Source organism: Streptomyces sp. NPDC008163 (assembly GCF_042956885.1).
GTDB classification, from domain to species: Bacteria; Actinomycetota; Actinomycetes; order Streptomycetales; family Streptomycetaceae; genus Streptomyces; species Streptomyces drozdowiczii_A.
Window position 1 is genome coordinate 183,924 of record NZ_JBIBHG010000009.1, and the last position, 18,998, is coordinate 202,921.

The window sequence follows — 18,998 nt, forward strand, 5'->3', positions numbered from 1 at the left end:
TCTCGGGGCGGCGTTTCGGGACTCACGACCGGGCGGATGCTGTCGGCAACACTGAGGCCCATGCCCGATCTTGGACGACCGAAGAGGACCCACGGGGCCGACGCCTCACCGGAGCAGGTGCGCGCCGTCTTCCGTCGGCTGGCGGAGGATGTGCGGCGCGCCGAGGCGGCGGTGGCCGGCCTGGTCCGCGCACAAGCGCCGGCCGAGGGGCCGGTGCGGGTGGAGACCGTGGACGGTGCGGCCGCCCAGGCGCGGCGGATCCTTGAGCTGGAGACCGGCGCGCGGCACACGTTCCAGGCGTTCCTGACGGGCTTGAACAGGATCACGCCGGTCCCCCGGACGCTCGCCCCGTCACCGGATGCGGCCGCCGGCGACGGGGAGGCCGGGGCGCCTCCGCTCAGCGCTCCGCCCGGGGTCACCTACCAGCTGCTGGTCGACCGCGACTTTCTCGCCGAGCCGGCCGCGGTGGCGGCACTGGAGGAGCGGGTGCGGCGCGGCGAGCAGATCCGGGTGGTCGACAGCCCGCTGATGAAGCTGGCCGTGGCGGACGGCGAGACCGCGATGGTCCAGTTCGGCCCGGAGCGGGCGGTACTGATGCGGCAGCCGCTCACCACGCTCGTCACGGAGCTGTTCGCCACCGCGTGGCGGCACTCGCGCCCGTATCTCCGCGAGGTCGCCGAGCTCTCGCCGGAGGACCGGCAGATCCTGCAGCTGATGCTCTCCGGCCTGACCGACGCGGCGACGGCGAAGCAGCTGGGCACCTCGCCCCGCACGGTGCAGCGCAGACTGCGGGCGCTGATGGACCTGGCGTCGGTGACATCCCGGCTCCAGCTCGGCTGGTACGCGATGCGCAACAACTGGATCTGACGGGTTCCCGGTGTCCGGGGGCGAGCACGCCGTGCCCCTCGACACCCCGGCCACCGTCCGGACGGTCGGTTGGCGAGTGGGCGCCATGTCGCCAACTCGTCAGCTCACGGCCCCCGGTGACTCGCTGTGCCGCTCCCATACTGCTGAGGTCACCACCGCGTGATCGTCGCCCTGCCCGCGTCACGCACCGGCCCGACCCGCGCTGACCCGCACCTCTTCGGAAACCTCAGGAAAGAGAGTCCGTACGTGAGACAGCAACTCCGGAGACGCCACGGCCTGCTGGCCGCCGCGCTCACCATGGCCATGGGGGTGCCGCTCCTGGCAGCGGTGCCCGTGGCGGCCGCTCCCCCGCCCCCGCCCGTGAGCGACCTGCGGAGCAAGGCCGACGCCGAAGTCGTCCGGCAGCTGGACAAGAAGGACACCGCGACCTTCTGGGTGCGCCTCGGCTCGCGGGCCGACACCTCCGCCGCGAAGAAGCAGAAGACGCGGACGGGCCGGGACAAGGCCCTGATCGCCGCCAAGAAGAAGCACGCGGCGAGCAGTCAGGCCGGCGTCGCGGCCCTCGTGAAGAAGGCGGGCGGGCACGCCACCTCGTACTGGATCAGCAACATGCTGAAGGTCACCGGCGACAAGGCCCTGGCGCGGAAGATAGCCGCCCGGCCCGAGGTCGCCGCGATCGAACCCGACCGGCTGTACCAGCTGCCGAAGGAGTTTCCGGCCGAGCAGGAACCAGCGGTCAACGGCGTCGAGTGGAACGTGGAAAGCATCGGCGCGCCCAAGGTCTGGGACGAGCTGGGCGTACGCGGTGACGGCATCGTCGTCGCCGGCATCGACACCGGTGTCGACTACCAGCACTCGACGCTCATGAGCTCGTACCGCGGTCTGAGGACCGACGGGAGCTACGACCACGAGTACAACTGGTTCGACGCCACCGCGACCTGCTCGGGCGAGGCCCCGTGCGACGACCACGGCCACGGCACGCACACCATGGGCACGATGGTCGGTGACGACCGCGACGGCAACGCCATCGGTGTGGCGCCGGGCGCCCGGTGGATCGCCGCCAGGGCGTGTACCCCGCTCGGCTGCCCGCAGGACGCGCTGATGGCGGCCGGGCAGTGGATTCTGGCCCCCACGGACCGCGCCGGGAACAACCCGCGTCCGGACCTCGCCCCCGACGTCGTCAACAACTCGTGGGGCGCCGACGTCATCGACACCTGGTACGAGGACATGGTCCAGGCGTGGCGCGACGCGGGGATCTTCCCCGCCTTCTCCAACGGCAACGCGGGCCCGAACTGCGCCACGGCCGGTTCCCCGGGGGCGTACACCAACACCTATGCCACCGGCGCCTATGACAGTGCGGGCGACATCGCGTACTTCTCCGCCCGGGGCTCCGGCGAGGAGGGCGCGGTCAAGCCGGACATCTCCGCGCCCGGCGTCGACGTCCGCTCGGCGGCGCCCGGCGGCGGCTTCGCCGTCATGTCGGGTACGTCGATGGCCTCACCGCACACCGCCGCGACCGTGGCGCTGATGTGGGCGGCCTCCCCGGCGATCCGCGGTGATGTCGCGGCGACCGAACGGCTCCTGGACCGCACCGCGCACGACGTGGACGACACCACGTGTGGCGGGAGCGCCGCGAACAACAATGTCTACGGTGAGGGCCGGCTCGACGCCTACGAGGCCGTGGCGTCCGTGCCCCGTGGTCCGCTCGGCGGCCTCACCGGCACCGTCACCTCGGCCGGTGCCCCGGTGGCGGGCGCGACCGTGGAGCTGGACGGGCCGATGAACGCGCTCGCCGAGACGCACGCCGACGGCACGTACAGCCTGCCGAAGCTGATGGTCGGCGAATACCGGGTGAAGGTCACGAAGTACGGCTACACGTCCGCTGAGGCCACCGCGACGGTCACGGAGGGTGTCTCCGCCACCCGCGACCTGAGCCTCGCCGTCGCTCCCACGGGCACGCTGTCCGGCACGGTGAGCACCCTGTCCGGGCCGGAGGCCGGTGCGAAGATCGTCGTCGCCGGGGCCCCCGCGAGCACGACGACCACGACCGGGTCCGACGGGCGCTACAGCCTGGACCTTCCCAGTGGCTCCTATCAGTTGACGATCACTCCGCTGTCCAGGTGTGCCACGATCGGGGCGTTCGGCGTCGAGGTCACCGCCGGAGCGGCCGGCAAGGACTTCGCGCTGCCGAGCCGCGGCGACCACTTCGGGACCGTGTGCCGGACGACACGCGACACCTCGTTCCCGGCCGGTGAGACCCGGCTGAGCACCAGCAGCAACTACGACGGCAGTGCCACGGTCGGCCTGCCCTTCCCGGTGGCGCTGTACGGCAAGACGTACACGAAGGCGTACGCGAACATCGAGGGCTACCTCAGCTTCGAGACGTCCGTCAACAACAGCGCCAACGTGTCCCTCCCGAAGACCGCCTACCCGAACGGTTCGCTCTACCCCTTCTGGGACAACCTCCAGCGGGCTACGCAGGGCAGCGACATCTACTGGTCCTCCCGGGGCACCGCGCCGCACCGCGAGGTGATCGTGGAGTGGCGGAACATGGTGTCGAGCACCGACCGCACCCAGCGGCTCGACTTCTCCGTCGTGATCGGCGAGGACGGCACGTACTCCTTCCACTACGGCAACATCACGGGCGCCACCTACGGCCGCGGTGCCGGGGCCACGATCGGCGCCGAGAACGCGGACGGCACCGATGCCCTGCAGTACTCGTACAACGACGCGTCGGTGCAGAACGGCCTGGCCGTGGAGTTCCTGCCCACCCGCAGCGCCGCTCTGACCGGGACGGTCACCGACGGGAACGACGGCAAGGCGCTCTCCGGCGCCGCGGTGACCGTCAGCCGTGACGGCGAACCGGTCGCCACCGGAACGACCCTGTCGAACGGCACCTACCTGGTGCAGACTCCGGTGACCCGCGACAAGGCCGACTACGAGGTGACCGTCTCCGCCCCGCACTACACCGCGTACAGCCGCACCGTGTCCCTGGCGGCCGGCTCCGCCGAGCAGTTGTCGACGGCCCTCGCGACGGGCAGGGTCTCGGCCGCCCCGGCCTCCGCGACGACGGTCGTCGTTCCCGCCGAGGAGAGCCGGACGCGCACCGTGACCCTCGCCAACTCCGGCGCGGACACCGCGTACACCGTCACCGAGGCGGACGGGGCCTCCTGGTTCGCGGCAGCACCCGCCGAGGGCCGGATCGCCAGGAGCGGTGAGCAGGAGGTGGTCCTGACCTTCGACACACATGGCGTGGCGCCCGGCACGGTTCTCAAGGGCACCGTCGTCATCGGGTCCGACAGCGGACGTGCACCGGAGATCAAGATCCCGGTGGCCGTGTCGGTGCCCGGCTACCGGACCGCGATCGACAGCGGCGCGGGCAAGGCGTTCACCGACTCCGCCGGTGAGGTCTGGTCGCCGGACGTGAAGTACACGGCGGGGTCGTACGGGTTCATCGGCCGGTCCACGAAGGTGACGACCACGAACGCCATCGAGGACACCGACGACGACAGGCTCTTCCGCACGGCCCGCGAAGGCGCCGTGGAGTACCGCTTCGACAACGTGCCCGACGGCACCTACCAGATCGAGCTGGACTTCGCCGAGCTGGGCAAGGCGGCCGCCGGGAAGCGGCTCACCGATGTGCTGGCCGAGGGCTCGGTGCAACTGGTCGATCTGGACATCGCCCATACCACCGGCGGCAGTTACCGCGCGCTGGCCAAGTCCTTCATGGTCCGGGTCACCGACGGTCAGCTGAACCTCCGCCTGGTCGCGACCGGTGCGGAGAAGACCCTCGTCAACGCCGTCCGCGTCACCCAGCGCCCCGACCTGAGCAGCTGACCACATGAGGAGAGCGACAGACGTGAACCGACACAGATCCCGGTGGCGGGTGCTGCTCGTCACCGCCCTGGCCACCGCGCTGGGAGCGCCCTTCCTGGGCGCGCTCCCGGCCGTCGCCGCCGACCCGGAACCGGCCGTCCCGACGGCTCTGCGGAGCAAGGCGGACGGCGCCCTGCTCAACGACCTCGCGCAGCACGGCAAGGTGTCGTTCTGGGTGCAGCTCGACTCGCAGGCCGATACCTCGGCGGCGAAGAAGGCGGCCACCAGGACGGGCCGGGGCCGCGCGGTGCTGAAGGCGAAGACCGCGTACGCCAAGAGCTCGCAGCAGGGGCTCCGGGCCCTGCTGGACCAGGCCGGCGCGTCCTACGAGTCGTACTGGATCAGCAACACGGTCGAGGTCACCGGCGACAAGAGACTGGCCGCGAAGATCGCCGCCCGCTCCGATGTCGCGTCGATCACGGCCGACGCCACCATTCCGCTGCCGCCCGCGCTCAACGGCACCGACGAGGCCGAGGTCGACGGCGTCGAGTGGAACGTGGACCGCATCAACGCGCCCAAGGTCTGGAACGAGTTCGGGGTGCGGGGTGACGGCATCGTCATCGGCAGCATCGACACCGGCGTCGACTTCCGGCATCCCGCGCTCGCGGCGGCCTACCGGGGCATGAAGGCCGACGGCACGTACGACCACGCCTACGACTGGTTCGACGCGACCCGCACCTGTGGCACGGCCGCGCCCTGCGACGACATCGGGCACGGCACCCACACCGTGGGCACCATGGTCGGCGACGACGGGGCGGGCAACGCGATCGGGGTGGCTCCCGGTGCCCGCTGGATCGCCGCCAAGGCGTGCACACCGGAGGGCTGCCCGCGCGGGGCACTGCTCGCCGCGGGGCAGTGGATGCTCGCGCCGACGGACGCCGACGGCGAGAACCCCCGGCCCGACCTCGCGCCCGACGTCATCAACAACTCCTGGGGCGCCGACACCCTGGACACCTGGTACCAGGCGATGGTGCAGTCGTGGCGGGACGCCGGTATCTTCCCGGCGTTCTCGAACGGCAACGCCGGCCCGTACTGCGACACGGCCGGCTCACCCGGTGCGTACACCAACACGTACGCCTCGGGCGCCTTCGACAACAACAACAGGATCGCGTCCTTCTCCTCGCGCGGTCCCGGTGTCGACGGCACGGTCAAGCCGGACATCTCCGCGCCGGGCGTGAATGTGCGCTCGGCCGTTCCCGGTGGTGGTTACGCCGCGAAGTCCGGTACGTCGATGGCCTCGCCGCACACCGCCGCCACGGTGGCGCTGCTCTGGTCGGCCGCCCCCGCACTGCGCGGTGACGTCACCGCGACCGAAGGGGTGCTGAACGACTCCGCGATTGACGTGGACGACACCTCGTGCGGGGGCACCGCGGACTTCAACAACGTCTACGGCGAGGGCCGGCTCGACGCCTACAAGGCCGTGCAGGCCGCTCCGCGCGACCACGTCGGCGCGCTGACGGGCACGGTCACGGCGGGCGGCGACCGCACCCCGGATGCCGAGGTCGCGGTGGCCGGTCCGATGCGGGCGACGCTCACCACCAAGAAGGACGGCACGTACGCCTTTCCGCGTCTGGTGTCCGGCGACTACACGGTGACCGTGACCAAGTTCGGTTACGTCACCGAGTCGGCCGCGCTCTCCGTCACCGACGGCGGCTCCGCCGTGCACGACGTCGCCCTGGCCACCGCCCCCACGGGCACCCTGACCGGGACGGTGCGCAGCGACTCCGGCACCGAGGCGGACGTCGCCATCAAGGTGCAGGGCACACCGGTGCACGCGTCCACGGCGTCCGACGGCACGTACGAGCTGACGCTGCCCGTGGGCAGTTACCGGATCGGCCTCACCCCGCTCAATCACTGCGCGGCGGCCGTCGGCATCGTCGCCGATGTGGTGTCGGGCTCCACGACGAGGGACGTGGCCCTCGTCTCGCGCAGCGACGCCTTCGGCACCACCTGCCGGCAGGTGTCGGCGCAGTACCCGGTCGGCGAGGACAAGCTGGGCGTCTCCGTTCCGTCCTCGGCGTACCAGGCCGTCACCCTGCCGTTCCCCGTGGCCCTGTACGGCCACACGTACGACAAGGGGTGGGTCGCCCGGGACGGTCAGCTGATCTTCGGCTACCTCGACCTGCGCGACAACGGGCCACTGCCCGCCAAGGGCGGTGCCGACGGTGCGCTCTCCCCGTTCTGGGACAACCTCACCATGGACGCCTCCTCCGGCGTCTACACGGCGGTGCGCGGGACCGCGCCGCACCGGGAGTACGTGGTCGAGTGGCGGGACATGCTGATCGCCCGGGACACCTCGCAGCGCGTCGGGTTCGCCGCGGTGATCGGTGAGGACGGCACGTACAGCTTCCACTACAAGGGCCTCGACCCGAGCGAGAAGGGTTTCGAGCAGGGCGCGGGCGCGACCATCGGGGCCGAGAACCACGACGGCACGGACGCGCTCCAGTACTCGTACGACGAGCTGTCCCTGCGCGACGGGATGGCGATCCGGTTCCGGCCGGAGGGCCACGCGGTGGTGTCCGGCACGGTGACCGACGCGAACGACGGGAAGCCGGTCGCCGGGGCCACTGTCAAGGTGGCCCGGGGCGGCACCGCAGTCGGGACGGCTACCACGCGGACGGACGGCGCCTACCTGGCGCAGGTTCCGGTCACCGCGAACGCAACCCACCAGATCGCGGTTTCGGCGCCGGACTACACCGCCACGAGCCGCAGTACCGAACTGGGCAGCCTGTCCGCGGTGCGCACCGAGACCGCCCTCGCCACCGGCGCGGTGCGAGCCGACAACACGGACGGCTGGCAGCTGACCGTCCCCGTCGGCGAGCGGCGCGAGCGCACGCTGACGCTCACCAACGACGGCTCCGCCGCCCCGTACACCGTCGCGGAGAAGTCCGGCGTCCCCTGGCTGAAGATCGACCCCGCCTCCGGCACGCTGGCGGCGGGCGGCCGTCGGGAGGTGACGCTGACCTTCGACACGACGGGGGCGAAGCCGGGCACCGTGTACAGCGGCACACTCGTGCTGACCTCGCAGAGCGCGCGTGCGCCGTCGCTGTCGCTGCCCTTGAAGCTGGTGGTTCCGGCGTATCAGCAGGGAGTCGATGCCGGTGCGGACTTCGCGTCGGTGGACGCGCTCGGCGACTCGTGGAGCGCGGACCGCGGCTACGCGCAGGGCACGTTCGGGTTCACCGGCGGGAACACCGTGCCGACGTACACGCGCAAGGACATCGCCGGTGCCGGCAGCTCCCCGGCGCAGCAGCTGCTGCGCTCGGGACGTGAGGGTGTGTCCGAGTACCGCTTCGACGGGGTCCCGTCCGGCGTCTACCAGGTGGAGCTGGGCTTCGCCGAGGCGGCCGGGACGAAGCCGGGCGCGCGCGTCTTCGACGTGCTCGGTGAGGGCGTGGAGAAGGTGCCGGACGTGGACGTACGGCTGGAGTCGGGCGGCACCCGCACCGCTCTGTTCAAGACGTTCACGGTGAAGGTGACGGACGGTCAGCTGAACGTCTCCTTCAGGTCGGTCACCGGCACGCCGTTGGTCAACTCGATCCGGGTGACCCAGCGCCCGGACCTGACGGGCTGATCAGCGGGGACCACGCATACGGGCGGGCCCGCTCCGGAGGAGCCTCCGGGGCGGGCCCGCCGCGCTCTTGCCCGCGTTCGCGGCCGCCCGTTACCTTACCCCGAAGTAAGTTTACTTCAGAGTAAGGAGTTTGCCTTGACCGCCTATCGGACCCTGCTGGTCGGCACGGACGGATCGGAATCGTCGTACGCGGCTGTCGAGGCCGCCGCACGCCTGGCCGCCGTCTGCGGTGCGGAGCTGGTCGTCACCTGCGCGTACGCCCCCATGCGCGGCCCCGAACTCGCATCAGCCCAGGACCAGTTGGGTGCGGAGGCGTTCCTGGTGGTGGGCTCGGCGCCCGCCGAGGAGACACTGAGAACCGCGAGAGACCGCGCGCGCCTCCAAGGCGCGTCGCAGGTGCGTACGGTCGCCGTGGAGGGTGAGCCGGTGCCCTCGCTCGTGCGGACGGCCCGGAAGTGTTCGGCCGACCTCCTGGTGGTCGGCAACCGCGGGCTGCGGTCTCTGGCGGGTCGGCTCCTCGGCTCCGTGCCGGCCGATGTCGCCAGGAAGGCCGGACTCGACGTCCTGATCGTGCACACCACGTGAGCGGGGAGCTTGGCGGCACCGGGCCGGGGTCCGTCGAGGAGGTGCTGCTCGGCGGGGGCCGGGTCTGGACGCGGCGGGACGTCGCGGCGCACGCCGGGGTGGAGTTCGAGCGCGCCGTACGGGTGTGGCGCGCGCTCGGCTTCCCGGCGGTGGACGACGACGCCAGGGTGTTCACCGCCGCCGATGTGGAGGCCCTGCGGGCGGGGGAACGCCTCATCGCGGCGGGGCTGATCACCGAGCACAGCGAGACCTTGATGGCCCGCGCCCTCGGCCACCACCTCTCCCGGCTCGCCGACTGGCAGGTGGACACCCTGCGGGACTGGATGGGACGCGACGAAGACGCCTCACCCGGGCGGGACGCCCTCCTGGCGCACATGGCGGCGCTGCTGCCGGAGATCGAGCGCCTGCAGCGGTACGTCTGGCGCCGCCATCTCGTCGCGCACGCCGGGCACTTGCTGACCGAGGAGCGCGAGGACGGCGCCCTGGCCGGTGACGGCGCTCATGTCCGGGAGCGCGCGGTCGGGTTCACCGACATGGTGGGGTACACGCGGATGACGCGTGGTCTGGACGGCACCGAACTGGTGGGCGTGCTGGACCGGTTCGAGGCCATGACCGGCGACGTGGTGGCCGAGGGCCGGGGGCAAGTGGTGAAGACCATCGGCGACGAGGTGCTCTTCGTCTGCGAGTCCGCGGCCGACGCCGCCGGGATCGGCCTGGAACTCACGGCCCGGGCGCAGGCCGACCCGAAGCTGCCGCAGGTGCGGACCGGGCTGGCCCACGGCCCCGTGATCAGCCGCTTCGGCGACGTCTACGGGGCAGCGGTCAACATCGCGGCCCGGCTCACGGCGGTGGCCCGCCCCGCGTCCGTCCTGGTCGACACCGCGCTCGCCGGGGAGCTGGCGGGGGTGGCGGGGTACACGCTGCGGACGCTGCGCCCGGTGTCGGTGCGCGGGTACAGCCGACTGCGACCGGTGCTGCTGCGGAGAGGAAAGCCCGTTCCGTGACCGGATGAGGCGGCCGCGGGCGCGTGCCGGTGGCGGGCGGGACGCCCGGTACGGCGTACAAAGCAGGAAGCAGGGCCTGTAAAAACAGGAAGCAGGGAGAACTCTCTCCCTGCCGTAACCAACATATAGCGCACCGGGGGGCTTGCGGCAAGGGCCGGGGGGTGTCGCAGAATCATCGGCCTGACCACCCCGACCTGCGGAAATGAGGACACTGCGTGCGCGAGCGGTACGTGTGGGATCTGAACGAGGCCGACGGGGCGCCGGTCGCGGCCGTCGGCGGCAAGGGCGCGCACCTGGGCACGCTGTTGCGGATCGAGGGCGTCCGGGTGCCCGGCGGGTTCTGCGTCACGACGGACGCCTTCCGGCGCGTCGTGGTCCCGGAACCGGCGGTCGCCGAACAGCTCGCCCGGCTGGCGGACGTGGACCCGGGCGACCGGGAGGCCGTGCGCACCCTGAGCGCGGGGATCCGGCGGACCATCGAGGGGATCCCCCTGCCGGACGACCTGGTGGCGGCGGTCACCGGCGCGCTCGCCCGGCACGGCGAGCACGCCGCGTACGCCGTACGGTCCAGCGCGACGGCGGAGGACCTGCCGACGGCCTCCTTCGCGGGCCAGCAGGACTCGTATCTGAACGTCGTGGGCCCGGAGGCGGTGCTCCGGCACATCGGCCGGTGCTGGGCGTCGCTGTTCACCGAGCGGGCCGTGACGTACCGGCGGCGGGGCGGCATCGACCACCGCACCGTGCACATGGCCGTCGTCGTGCAGCGGATGGTGTTCCCGCGGGCGTCGGGCATCCTCTTCACGGCCGACCCGGTGACGGGCAACCGCAGGGACGCCACGGTGGACGCCGGCTTCGGACTGGGCGAGGCCCTGGTCTCCGGCCTGGTCAACCCGGACGTCTTCACCGTGCGCGACGGCGAAATCACCGCCCGGTCGGTCGCCGCAAAGAAGCGTGCCGTCGAGGCGCTGGAGGGTGGTGGCACGCGGGAGGTCGCCGTGGACGCGCGGCGGCGGGAGGAACCGGCGCTGACGGACGAGCAGGTCCTCGGGCTCGTCCGGCTCGGGCGGCGGATCGAGGCGCACTTCGGCCGCCCGCAGGACATCGAGTGGTGTCTGTCCGACGACGGTTTCCGGATCGTCCAGAGCCGGCCGATCACGACGCTGTTCCCCGTCCCGGAGGTCGCGGACGAGGGGAACCACGTCTACGTCTCCGTCGGGCATCAGCAGATGATGACCGACGCGATGAAACCGCTGGGCCTGTCGATGTGGCGGCTGACCGCCATGGCTCCGATGCTGGAGGCCGGCGGGCGGCTGTTCGTGGACGTCACCCGGCGTCTCGGCCCGCCCTCGGTCCGGTCCGGGCTCCTGGACATGATGGGCAAGGGCGACCCACTGGTCAGGGACGCCCTGGAGACCGTCCTCGCGCACCCCGGCTTCGTCCCGGCGCTCCCGGACCCGGAGCCCGCCGCGCCGCCCGCCGCTGGCGCGCCCGCCCCGATCGCGACCGACCCGGCCGTCGTCGCCGAGCTGATCGCGCGCAGCGAGGCGTCCGTCGCCGCCCTGGCGCGGGACATCCGGACGCACTCCGGGCCCGCGCTGTTCGACTTCCTGCCGAGGGCCTTCGAGGAGCACAAGCGGGTGCTCGGCGACCCGGTGAGCATGCAGGCGATCATGGCGGGCATGGAGTCCACCTGGTGGCTCAACGAGAAACTGGGGGAATGGCTCGGCGAGAAGAACGCCGCCGACACGCTCACCCTGTCCGCCCCCGACAACGTGACCTCGGAGATGGGCCTGGCGCTCCTCGATGTCGCCGACGCGATCCGCCCGCATCCGGAGGCGGTGGCGTACCTGCGGGGTGTCGGGGACGACGAGGGTTTCCTGGACGGCCTGGGGAAGGTGGCCGGCGGCGCGGAGGCGCGGGAGGCCATCGAGGCGTATCTCGACCGGTACGGCATGCGGTGCGTCGGCGAGATCGACATCACCCGGCCGCGCTGGAGCGAGCGGCCCAGCACGCTCGTGCCGGTGATCCTCGACAACGTACGGCTCTTCGGACCGGGCACGGCCGCGCGGCGCTTCGAGGAGGGGCGGCAGAAGGCGCTCGCGAAGGAGCGGGACGTGCTCGCACGGCTGCGGGCCCTGCCGGACGGGGACCGCAAGGCCGAGGAGACCAAAGCGATGATCGACCGGGTGCGGACCTTCATCGGGTACCGCGAGTACCCGAAGTACGGGATCGTCTGCCGCTACTTCCTGTACAAGCAGGCCCTCGTGCGGGAGGCCGGCCGGCTGGCCGGTGCCGGGGTGCTGGCCGACCCGGAGGACGCCTTCTACCTCACCCTCGAGGAGTTCGGTGACGCCGTGCGCTCCGGTGCGGTGGACCACGAGCTGATCCGGCGGCGCAGGGAGGAGTTCCGGGCGTACAGTGCGCTCACCCCGCCCCGGGTGCTCACCTCGGAGGGCGAGGCGGTGAACGGGGCGTACCGGCGGGACGACGTGCCGGAAGGGGCGCTGAACGGGCTGCCGGTCTCCGCCGGGACCGTCGAGGGAAGGGCCCGCGTGATCCTGGACGTGGGCGAGGCGGACCTCGAAGCGGGCGACATCCTGGTCACCACCTTCACGGACCCCAGCTGGTCGCCGCTGTTCGTGGGGATCGCCGGTCTGGTCACCGAGGTGGGCGGGCTGATGACGCACGGCGCGGTGATCGCCCGGGAGTACGGGCTGCCGGCCGTCGTGGGCGTCGAGCACGCCACGCGGCGCATCCGGGACGGGCAGCGCATCCGCGTGCACGGCAGCGACGGGTACATCGAGCTGCTGTCCTGACGCCGGGAGCGGTGGGTGGCCGGTTCCGTACCCTGGACGCATGCGCATGCGCCCCACTCTGAGCTGGACCCCCACCGCGGGGCTGCCCCCGGCCACCACCGACCTGGAACCCGTCGTCGAAGCGCTCGGACGGGGCGGTGTGCTGGTGCTGACCGGAGCCGGTATCTCGACGGAGTCCGGCATCCCCGACTACCGGGGCGAAGGCGGCAGCCTGAGCCGGCACACCCCGATGACGTACCAGGACTTCACCTCCGGCACCCGGCCCCGGCAGCGGTACTGGGCGCGCAGCCACCTCGGCTGGAAGACGTTCCGGCGGGCCCTCCCGAACGCCGGTCACCGGGCGGTCGCCGCGTTCGGGCGCGGGGGCGCGCTCTCCGGGGTGATCACCCAGAACGTGGACGGGCTGCACCAGGCCGCCGGGAGCGAGGACGTGGTGGAGCTCCACGGGGGCCTGGACCGGGTCGTCTGTCTGAACTGCGGGACGTTCGTCGCGCGCCGCGAGGTCGCCCGGCGGCTCGAAGAGGCGAACCCCGGCTTCCAGCCGGTGGCCGCCGGGGTCAATCCGGACGGCGACGCCGATCTCACCGACGAGCAGGTCGGGGACTTCCGGGTGGTGCCGTGCGAGGTCTGCGGCGGCATCCTCAAGCCGGACGTGGTGTTCTTCGGCGAGTCGGTGCCCCCGGCGCGGGTCGAGCACTGCCGCGAGCTGGTCCGTACGGCGTCCTCGCTGCTCGTCCTGGGCTCCTCGCTGACGGTGATGTCCGGGCTCCGCTTCGTCCGGCAGGCGGCGAAGGCCGGGAAGCCGGTGCTCATCGTCAACCGGGAGCCGACCCGGGGCGACGGCCAGGCGGTCGCACGGATCGGGCTCCCCCTGGGGGCGGCCCTGGGGACGGTGGCGGACCGGCTGGGACTGCGCGTGGAGGACTAGGGGGCGTCTTGCCGATCAGGGCCGGATCCAAACGAAAGGCCCTAAGGCCTCAGCTGTTCCCGTACCCACGCCGGGTCCGGGTTGGTGTGGGGCTGTCCCGCCACGAGCACAGTCGGCACGGTCTCGTTGCCGTCGTTGACCGCGCGCACCGCGGCGGCGGCCTCGGGGTCGCGCCAGATGTCGACCCAGTGCAGCCGTCGGGCGTGCCGGCGCAGCCGGAACCGCAGCCGCAGGCAGTACGCGCAGCCAGGGCGCCAGAAGACGACCGGCCGGCCGTCGGCCGCGCTGCGGCGCCGGGCCTCCGCGGCGCTGACGGACCTCGGGAACACCAGGGGCGAGTTCACGCCAGCGAGCAGGGCGAAGGCCACCAGAAGCACGACGCCTTCGCCGGTACTCCCCCGGGCGATCAGCCCGGCGGCGATGGCCGCCCCGGAGGCGAGGAAGAGGATCGGCAGCAGCCAGGCACGCGTCATGGCGCCTCAGGCTACCGACGTGCCGGTGCGGCCCGGAAGCCGGGCCACCGCAGCCGCCACCACCGGCGTCCCCGTCCGCCCGGGTCGTCCCGCACGGGGTCCGGCAGCGGCGGGTCCACGTAGGTCCGGGCGGTGAGCTCCGCCGCCACGCCGACGCGGCCGGGGTGCACGCAGACCGGGGTCCGGGTGTCCACGGTGTATCGGAACCCGTCCGCCGCGTCGAAGGGCCAGTCCCTGCTGGGCCGGTCCGCGAAGAGGAAGCCGGTGCGCGGCAGCCGCAGTGCCGGGCAGAACCAGCAGCACGGGTAGTCCGACTCCGGGTCGATGAAGGGTGCCTCGGCCGCGTCGTCCATATCCCCAGGAAGGTAGCGCACGACGCGCCGGTGCCGCTCAGCCGGCGGCGGGCCGCCGCTCGTCCGGCCAGGGCACGGCACGCCCGGCGGGCCCCGGCACACCGAGGCCGGCCCGCGCGCGGTCGACGAAACGGTCGCGCGCCTGGCGGAACCGCTGGTACGCCTGGTCCCAGTCCTGTTCGACCGCGGGTTCGACGCCCCGGGCCAGGGCGTCGAGGCGCCACAGGCAGCGGTCCACGGACTTGGACGCGGTGTTCGCCTCGGTCTCGCCGACCAGGCCGAGCGTCTCCGACAGAGCGGAGCGCCGCGACTCCAGCTGTCCGACCTCGGCCAGGACCTCGGGCGTCGCCTCCACGGGGAGGGGGCCGGTCGTGAGTCCCCGGCCGGCGGCGAGCATCTGGTAGCGGGCGGCCAGTTCCTTGACCGCGTGGGCGTATTCGGCGTAGGCGGCGAGGCGGGGTTCGTCCCACCGGACGGCCTGCTGTCTGCGCCACCTCGTACGCTCGTTGGCGCTGGTCACCAGGTACGAGGTGACGGCGCCCAGGGCGACGCCCGCGAGCGGCAGTATCTGTGCGGTCAGACTCACGAAGGCCCCCCGGTCGGTCGTGCGGCACGGCGGGGAAACCATAGCGGCCCGGCACCCCGCCGCCCGCTGAGCGGGGTATATCCGCGTGCGCCCGCCGGCCGCTTGCGGGAAAACTGTGCCGATGAGTTCCCTCTCCTTCGCCTCGCCCCAGCGGCGTGCCCTCGCCCATGTCACGGCGCTTTCGTCGGGTCCCGCGGCGGATCCGGCCCTGCGGGTGACCCTGAACTTCCACCCGGACCGGCTGCTGGACGGCAGGCCGATACTGGACGCGATGGCCGGAACCGGCGTCTATTCCTCGCAGTTCGTGACCGGAACGAGCAACGGCGGCCTCACGGCCCATCCGGGCGGCGACCGGTGGCGCTGGGAGAGCAGGATCTTCGGCGGCGCCTACGACGACGCGCCGGCCGGGAAGCGGCCCGTCTACGGGGCGTTGAACTTCCGCCGGTACGCGGTGGGCGGGGCGCCGAGGTTCGGGTCCGCGCACTTCCGGCTGGGCGCCGGGGCGTTGGAGCGTACGACCTTCTGCTATCCGGACAGCTGCGTCGACCCCACGGACTTCGGGGTCGCCGCGCGCCTGGGCCTGATCGCCCTCGCGCTGGCCGATGAGCAGGACGTGCTCGACGACTACATCGAGGCGCAGGTGCACGGGCCGGTCCGCCCGGACCGCGACGTGGAGGCGCTGGTCCTGGACCCCTGCTACCGGGGCACCGAGGTGGCGGACGCCGCCGGGCGCCTGGGCTGCCCGGTGGAGTGGCACTCCGGGTTCCGGCTCACGGTGGAGGAGCTGCGCCGGCATCCCGGCTACCGGGGGCAGGAGTTCGTGGACCTGGGCGCGGCCATCGCCGTGGACGGTGTCCTCGACCCCCGTGTCGTCGGGGAGGCGGCGTGCACGGGGCGTTTCGATCCGCAGGCGGTCAAGAAGGTGTGGCACTGCCTGGCACGCTTCGGCCATCCGCACGAGGACCGGAGCGCGGTGGTCACCGGGTCGTCGGGCGAGGCGGTGCCGGCGCGGAGGGACAGATGACCGGGGGGCCTGCCGTGCGGGGCTGGGTGTCCACATCCGCAGGGCGGCCGCCCCGGCCATGGGGCACGTGTGCCCCGTAGCGGCGTTGTCAACGGGTGGCGTGGGAATTCTTCTTCGGCCGAAAACGGTGGGAATGGTCTGCGTATGACGGGGAATCCGATGATCGTCGTGAGCGACGCCCCCGACCCGGCCGCCCCATCGGCTCGGGAGGGTCAGTTCAGTAGAGGAGTTTGGCTGTGCTGCTTCCCACGCCCGCAGATCTGCGTGCCGCGCTGTCCCGCTATGCCGACGCGGTGATCGAGGACGAGCGCCGTTCCACCCCGGAGACCATCCGGCAGCGGGAGGACACCGCGTACACCCTGTGCGTCATGACGGGCGTCAGTGACGTACGCGAGGCCCTGAGCACCGCCGATGCCCTGCTGAGCCGCGGCGCCCCCGCCGCCGAGGCCGACCGGGCCGACCACTCTGGGGCCGTCCCCGTCTGAGGCGCGCCCCGCGCGAGCAGCCGGCCGCCGGCGTCCCGGGAGATCCGGGACGCCGGCGGCCGGTGTGTGACGGCCCTGGGCCGTCGGGGGCGTCAGGCCCCCGGGAGGAACAGGCAGAACGGGTGGCCGTGCGGGTCACGCAGGACCCTTACGTCTTTCTGGGGCTGGAGCTCCTCCAGCTTCGCGCCCAGGGCACACGCCCGCTGGGTCTCCGCCTCCAGGTCGTCCACCTCCAGGTCCAGGTGCGCCTGCATCTGCTGGACCCCAGGGAGTTGCGGCCACACCGGAGGGGTGTGGTCGACTTCGAGTTGGAAGCTGAGGCCGGGGCGCTCCTGTCCGGGAGCCCTCAGCCGGACCCATGCGGGGTCCCGTTCGGCCTCCTCCCAGCCCAGCAGGGCGCGGTAGAAATCGGCCAGGGCGGCGGGGTCGGGCGTACCGAGTACAAAGGCACCGAGCTTCGTCGTCATGTCCCTCACGTTGCCCCGGCGCCCGCGCCCATGCATCCGGGGTATGGGAGCCGGGCCGCCGGGTACCCGGGGTTCCTCCCGCCGCATACGAGGCCAGCGTGGCCTGCCGCGGCCGACCCGATGGAGGACGCGGTACCGGATGACGTTGGTGCACGGCATATACGCGGCGGCCGGGGTCGGCATCCTGTTGGCCGCCGCCCTTCCCCCGCTGGTCCGTCAGCGGCCGTTCTCCATGCCCATGGTGTTCCTGGTGGCGGGTGCGGCGCTCGCCCTGCTGCCGCTCGGCGTGCCCGTCGTGGATCCCGTACGGGATCAGGTGTGGGTCGAGCATGTGACGGAAGTCTGCGTGATCGTCTCGCTGATGGGGGCCGGGCTCGCGATCGACCGGCCCTTCGGCTGGCGTGCCTGGGCGGGGGCCTGGCGCTTCCTGGGGCTTGCCCTGCCGCTCACCGTCGGCGCCGTGGCGCTGCTCGGCGTGTGGCTCATGGGCTGGCCGCCGGCGGTGGCCCTGCTGCTGGCCGGTGCGCTGGCGCCGACCGATCCGGTGCTGGCGGCGGAGGTGCGGGTCGGGGAGCCGACCAGCGGGGACGACGAGGAGGACGAGGAGGAGGTCCGCTTCACGCTGACCTCCGAGGCCGGCCTCAACGACGGGCTCGCGATGCCGTTCGTGCTGGCCGCCGTCGCGTTGGCGGCGGCGGGCGGGGGCTGGTCGGCGGGGTGGGTCGGCCACTGGCTGCTGTCCGATGTGCTGGTGCGGGCGGCGGTCGGACTGGTCGCGGGGGTGGCCGTGGGCCGGCTGCTCGGCCGGCTGTTCTTCCGCTCCCGGCACGCCCGGCTCTCGCAGCAGATGGAGGGGTTCACCGCGCTCGGGGCCACGTTCACCGCGTACGGGCTGACCGAGCTGCTCCACGGATACGGATTCCTCGCGGTGTTCGTCGCGGCGTGCACCATCCGGGGCGCCGAGCGCAGCCACGGCTACCACCAGGTCCTGCACGGCTTCAGCGAACAGATCGAGCGGCTGCTGACCGCCGCGCTGCTGTTCCTGCTGGGCGGCTATCTGGTCGCCACCGGCCTCGCCGACCTCCCGTGGCAGGGGGCGCTCCTCGCCCTCGCCCTCATCCTGGTGATCCGCCCGGTCGCCGGCGCCGCCGCCCAGCTGGGCTTCCCGACGGAGCCGCGCGAGCGGGCGGTCACGGCCCTGTTCGGCATACGGGGCATCGGCTCGCTCTTCTACCTGGCGTACGCGCTAGGCGAAGGGCCCTTCACGCGGTACGCCGACGAGCTGTGGGCGGTCACGGCGTTCACCGTCCTGGTCTCCGTGCTGCTGCACGGTGCGACGGCGACCCCGGTGATCCGGCGCCTGGACCGGCGGCGGGAACGCGCCTACTGAGGCGCGCGGCCCGGACGGACGGTCTCCACCCTTTCGACCGGGCTGACGGGTTCCACCAGTTCGGCCGTCGCGGCGGCCACGAGGTGTGCGGGCGGCTCGGCGCCTAGCAGAGCATTCGCGTACGCGAGGGCCGCCGCCGGGGACAGGCCCGGCACCTTCGCCCGCAGGACCCGCGCCGCGTGCGGCCGTCCGTGCTCGGCGGCGACTGCCCGAACGGCGTCGTGGAGGTCGTCCACAGCCGTCCGTAGGGGCAGTCCCCTGATCCGGCCGCGGTAGTCGTCCTGCCACGCCCCGGACACCGCCGAGACGGCGCCGATCCGGTGCAGACTCCCGTCGACCCGGTCGACCAGGTACGGCCCGACGCCGATCAGCAGGTGGGCGAAGTCCCCGGTCCGCAGGTAGTCGACGGACTGCCAGGAGACGATCCACACCAGCTCGTGTTCCTCGGCTCCGGCCACGGCGACGGCCGGCTGCTCCACGCCCTTGGCCAGCCACGCGCGGTGCTCGCGCTCCAACTGCTCCTCGACGAGGCGCACCGCCTCTTCCCGCTCGATCACGCACGAAGCGTTC

Annotated in this window: 15 protein-coding genes; 10 read left to right on the top strand and 5 right to left on the bottom strand. The window is 72.6% G+C overall.

Annotated features, from left to right (window positions below):
• Positions 1 to 60 precede the first annotated feature (60 nt).
• The 7 genes from ACFZAT_RS21295 to ACFZAT_RS21325 all read left to right on the top strand — a co-directional run bounded on the left by ACFZAT_RS21295 (position 61) and on the right by ACFZAT_RS21325 (position 13,650).
• Positions 61 to 867 (top strand): sigma factor-like helix-turn-helix DNA-binding protein, encoded by an 807-nt coding sequence (locus ACFZAT_RS21295; protein WP_391265785.1) that lies wholly within the window; start codon positions 61 to 63, stop codon positions 865 to 867.
• Between the two features lie 246 nt (positions 868 to 1,113).
• Positions 1,114 to 4,704, top strand: a complete 3,591-nt coding sequence (locus tag ACFZAT_RS21300; RefSeq protein ID WP_391265786.1) for a S8 family serine peptidase — start codon at positions 1,114 to 1,116, stop codon at positions 4,702 to 4,704.
• A gap of 22 nt (positions 4,705 to 4,726) precedes the next feature.
• A complete protein-coding gene (locus ACFZAT_RS21305) occupies positions 4,727 to 8,317 on the top strand; it encodes a S8 family serine peptidase (protein WP_391265787.1) in 3,591 nt (1,196 codons plus the stop codon).
• Positions 8,318 to 8,452: 135 nt separating this feature from the next.
• Positions 8,453 to 8,902 (top strand): universal stress protein, encoded by a 450-nt coding sequence (locus ACFZAT_RS21310; RefSeq protein ID WP_391265788.1) that lies wholly within the window; start codon positions 8,453 to 8,455, stop codon positions 8,900 to 8,902.
• Entirely contained in the window at positions 8,899 to 9,906 is a 1,008-nt protein-coding gene (locus tag ACFZAT_RS21315) for an adenylate cyclase regulatory domain-containing protein (RefSeq protein ID WP_391265789.1), read from the top strand. Before ACFZAT_RS21310 ends, ACFZAT_RS21315 begins: the two co-directional genes overlap by 4 nt.
• Positions 9,907 to 10,121: 215 nt before the next feature.
• Positions 10,122 to 12,722, top strand: coding sequence for a rifamycin-inactivating phosphotransferase (gene rph / locus ACFZAT_RS21320; protein WP_391265790.1), 2,601 nt, complete (start codon positions 10,122 to 10,124; stop codon positions 12,720 to 12,722).
• A gap of 40 nt (positions 12,723 to 12,762) precedes the next feature.
• Positions 12,763 to 13,650: an NAD-dependent protein deacetylase gene (locus ACFZAT_RS21325; RefSeq protein ID WP_391265791.1), complete on the top strand. Its 888-nt coding sequence runs from the start codon at positions 12,763 to 12,765 to the stop codon at positions 13,648 to 13,650.
• Between the two features lie 41 nt (positions 13,651 to 13,691).
• On the opposite strand, the gene ACFZAT_RS21330 is transcribed toward ACFZAT_RS21325, so the two are convergent.
• The 3 genes from ACFZAT_RS21330 to ACFZAT_RS21340 are packed head-to-tail and all read right to left on the bottom strand — an operon-like array spanning position 13,692 to position 15,062.
• Complete coding sequence (locus ACFZAT_RS21330; RefSeq protein WP_391265792.1) at positions 13,692 to 14,123, bottom strand: glutaredoxin domain-containing protein; 432 nt, start codon at positions 14,121 to 14,123, stop codon at positions 13,692 to 13,694.
• 11 nt (positions 14,124 to 14,134) lie between these two features.
• Positions 14,135 to 14,476 carry a hypothetical protein gene (locus ACFZAT_RS21335; RefSeq protein ID WP_391265793.1) on the bottom strand — a complete coding sequence of 114 codons (342 nt, stop codon included), beginning with the start codon at positions 14,474 to 14,476 and terminating at the stop codon, positions 14,135 to 14,137.
• Between the two features lie 37 nt (positions 14,477 to 14,513).
• Positions 14,514 to 15,062, bottom strand: a complete 549-nt coding sequence (locus ACFZAT_RS21340) for a hypothetical protein (protein WP_391265794.1) — start codon at positions 15,060 to 15,062, stop codon at positions 14,514 to 14,516.
• Positions 15,063 to 15,183: 121 nt separating this feature from the next.
• On the opposite strand from ACFZAT_RS21340, the gene ACFZAT_RS21345 reads away from it, so the two are divergent.
• Together ACFZAT_RS21345 and ACFZAT_RS21350 are read left to right on the top strand one after the other, a co-directional pair.
• Complete coding sequence (locus ACFZAT_RS21345; protein WP_391265795.1) at positions 15,184 to 16,086, top strand: DUF3626 domain-containing protein; 903 nt, start codon at positions 15,184 to 15,186, stop codon at positions 16,084 to 16,086.
• 236 nt (positions 16,087 to 16,322) lie between these two features.
• Positions 16,323 to 16,571, top strand: a complete 249-nt coding sequence (locus ACFZAT_RS21350) for a DUF5133 domain-containing protein (RefSeq protein ID WP_391265796.1) — start codon at positions 16,323 to 16,325, stop codon at positions 16,569 to 16,571.
• Between the two features lie 92 nt (positions 16,572 to 16,663).
• On the opposite strand, the gene ACFZAT_RS21355 is transcribed toward ACFZAT_RS21350, so the two are convergent.
• Entirely contained in the window at positions 16,664 to 17,038 is a 375-nt protein-coding gene (locus tag ACFZAT_RS21355; protein ID WP_391265797.1) for a VOC family protein, read from the bottom strand.
• A gap of 139 nt (positions 17,039 to 17,177) precedes the next feature.
• Here ACFZAT_RS21355 and ACFZAT_RS21360 point away from each other — a divergent pair, with 139 nt between their 5' ends.
• Positions 17,178 to 18,428, top strand: coding sequence for a cation:proton antiporter (locus ACFZAT_RS21360; protein WP_391265798.1), 1,251 nt, complete (start codon positions 17,178 to 17,180; stop codon positions 18,426 to 18,428).
• Here the strand turns inward: ACFZAT_RS21360 and ACFZAT_RS21365 are convergent.
• Complete coding sequence (locus ACFZAT_RS21365; protein WP_391265799.1) at positions 18,422 to 18,985, bottom strand: YrhB domain-containing protein; 564 nt, start codon at positions 18,983 to 18,985, stop codon at positions 18,422 to 18,424. The genes ACFZAT_RS21360 and ACFZAT_RS21365 overlap by 7 nt on opposite strands.
• Positions 18,986 to 18,998 lie beyond the last annotated feature (13 nt).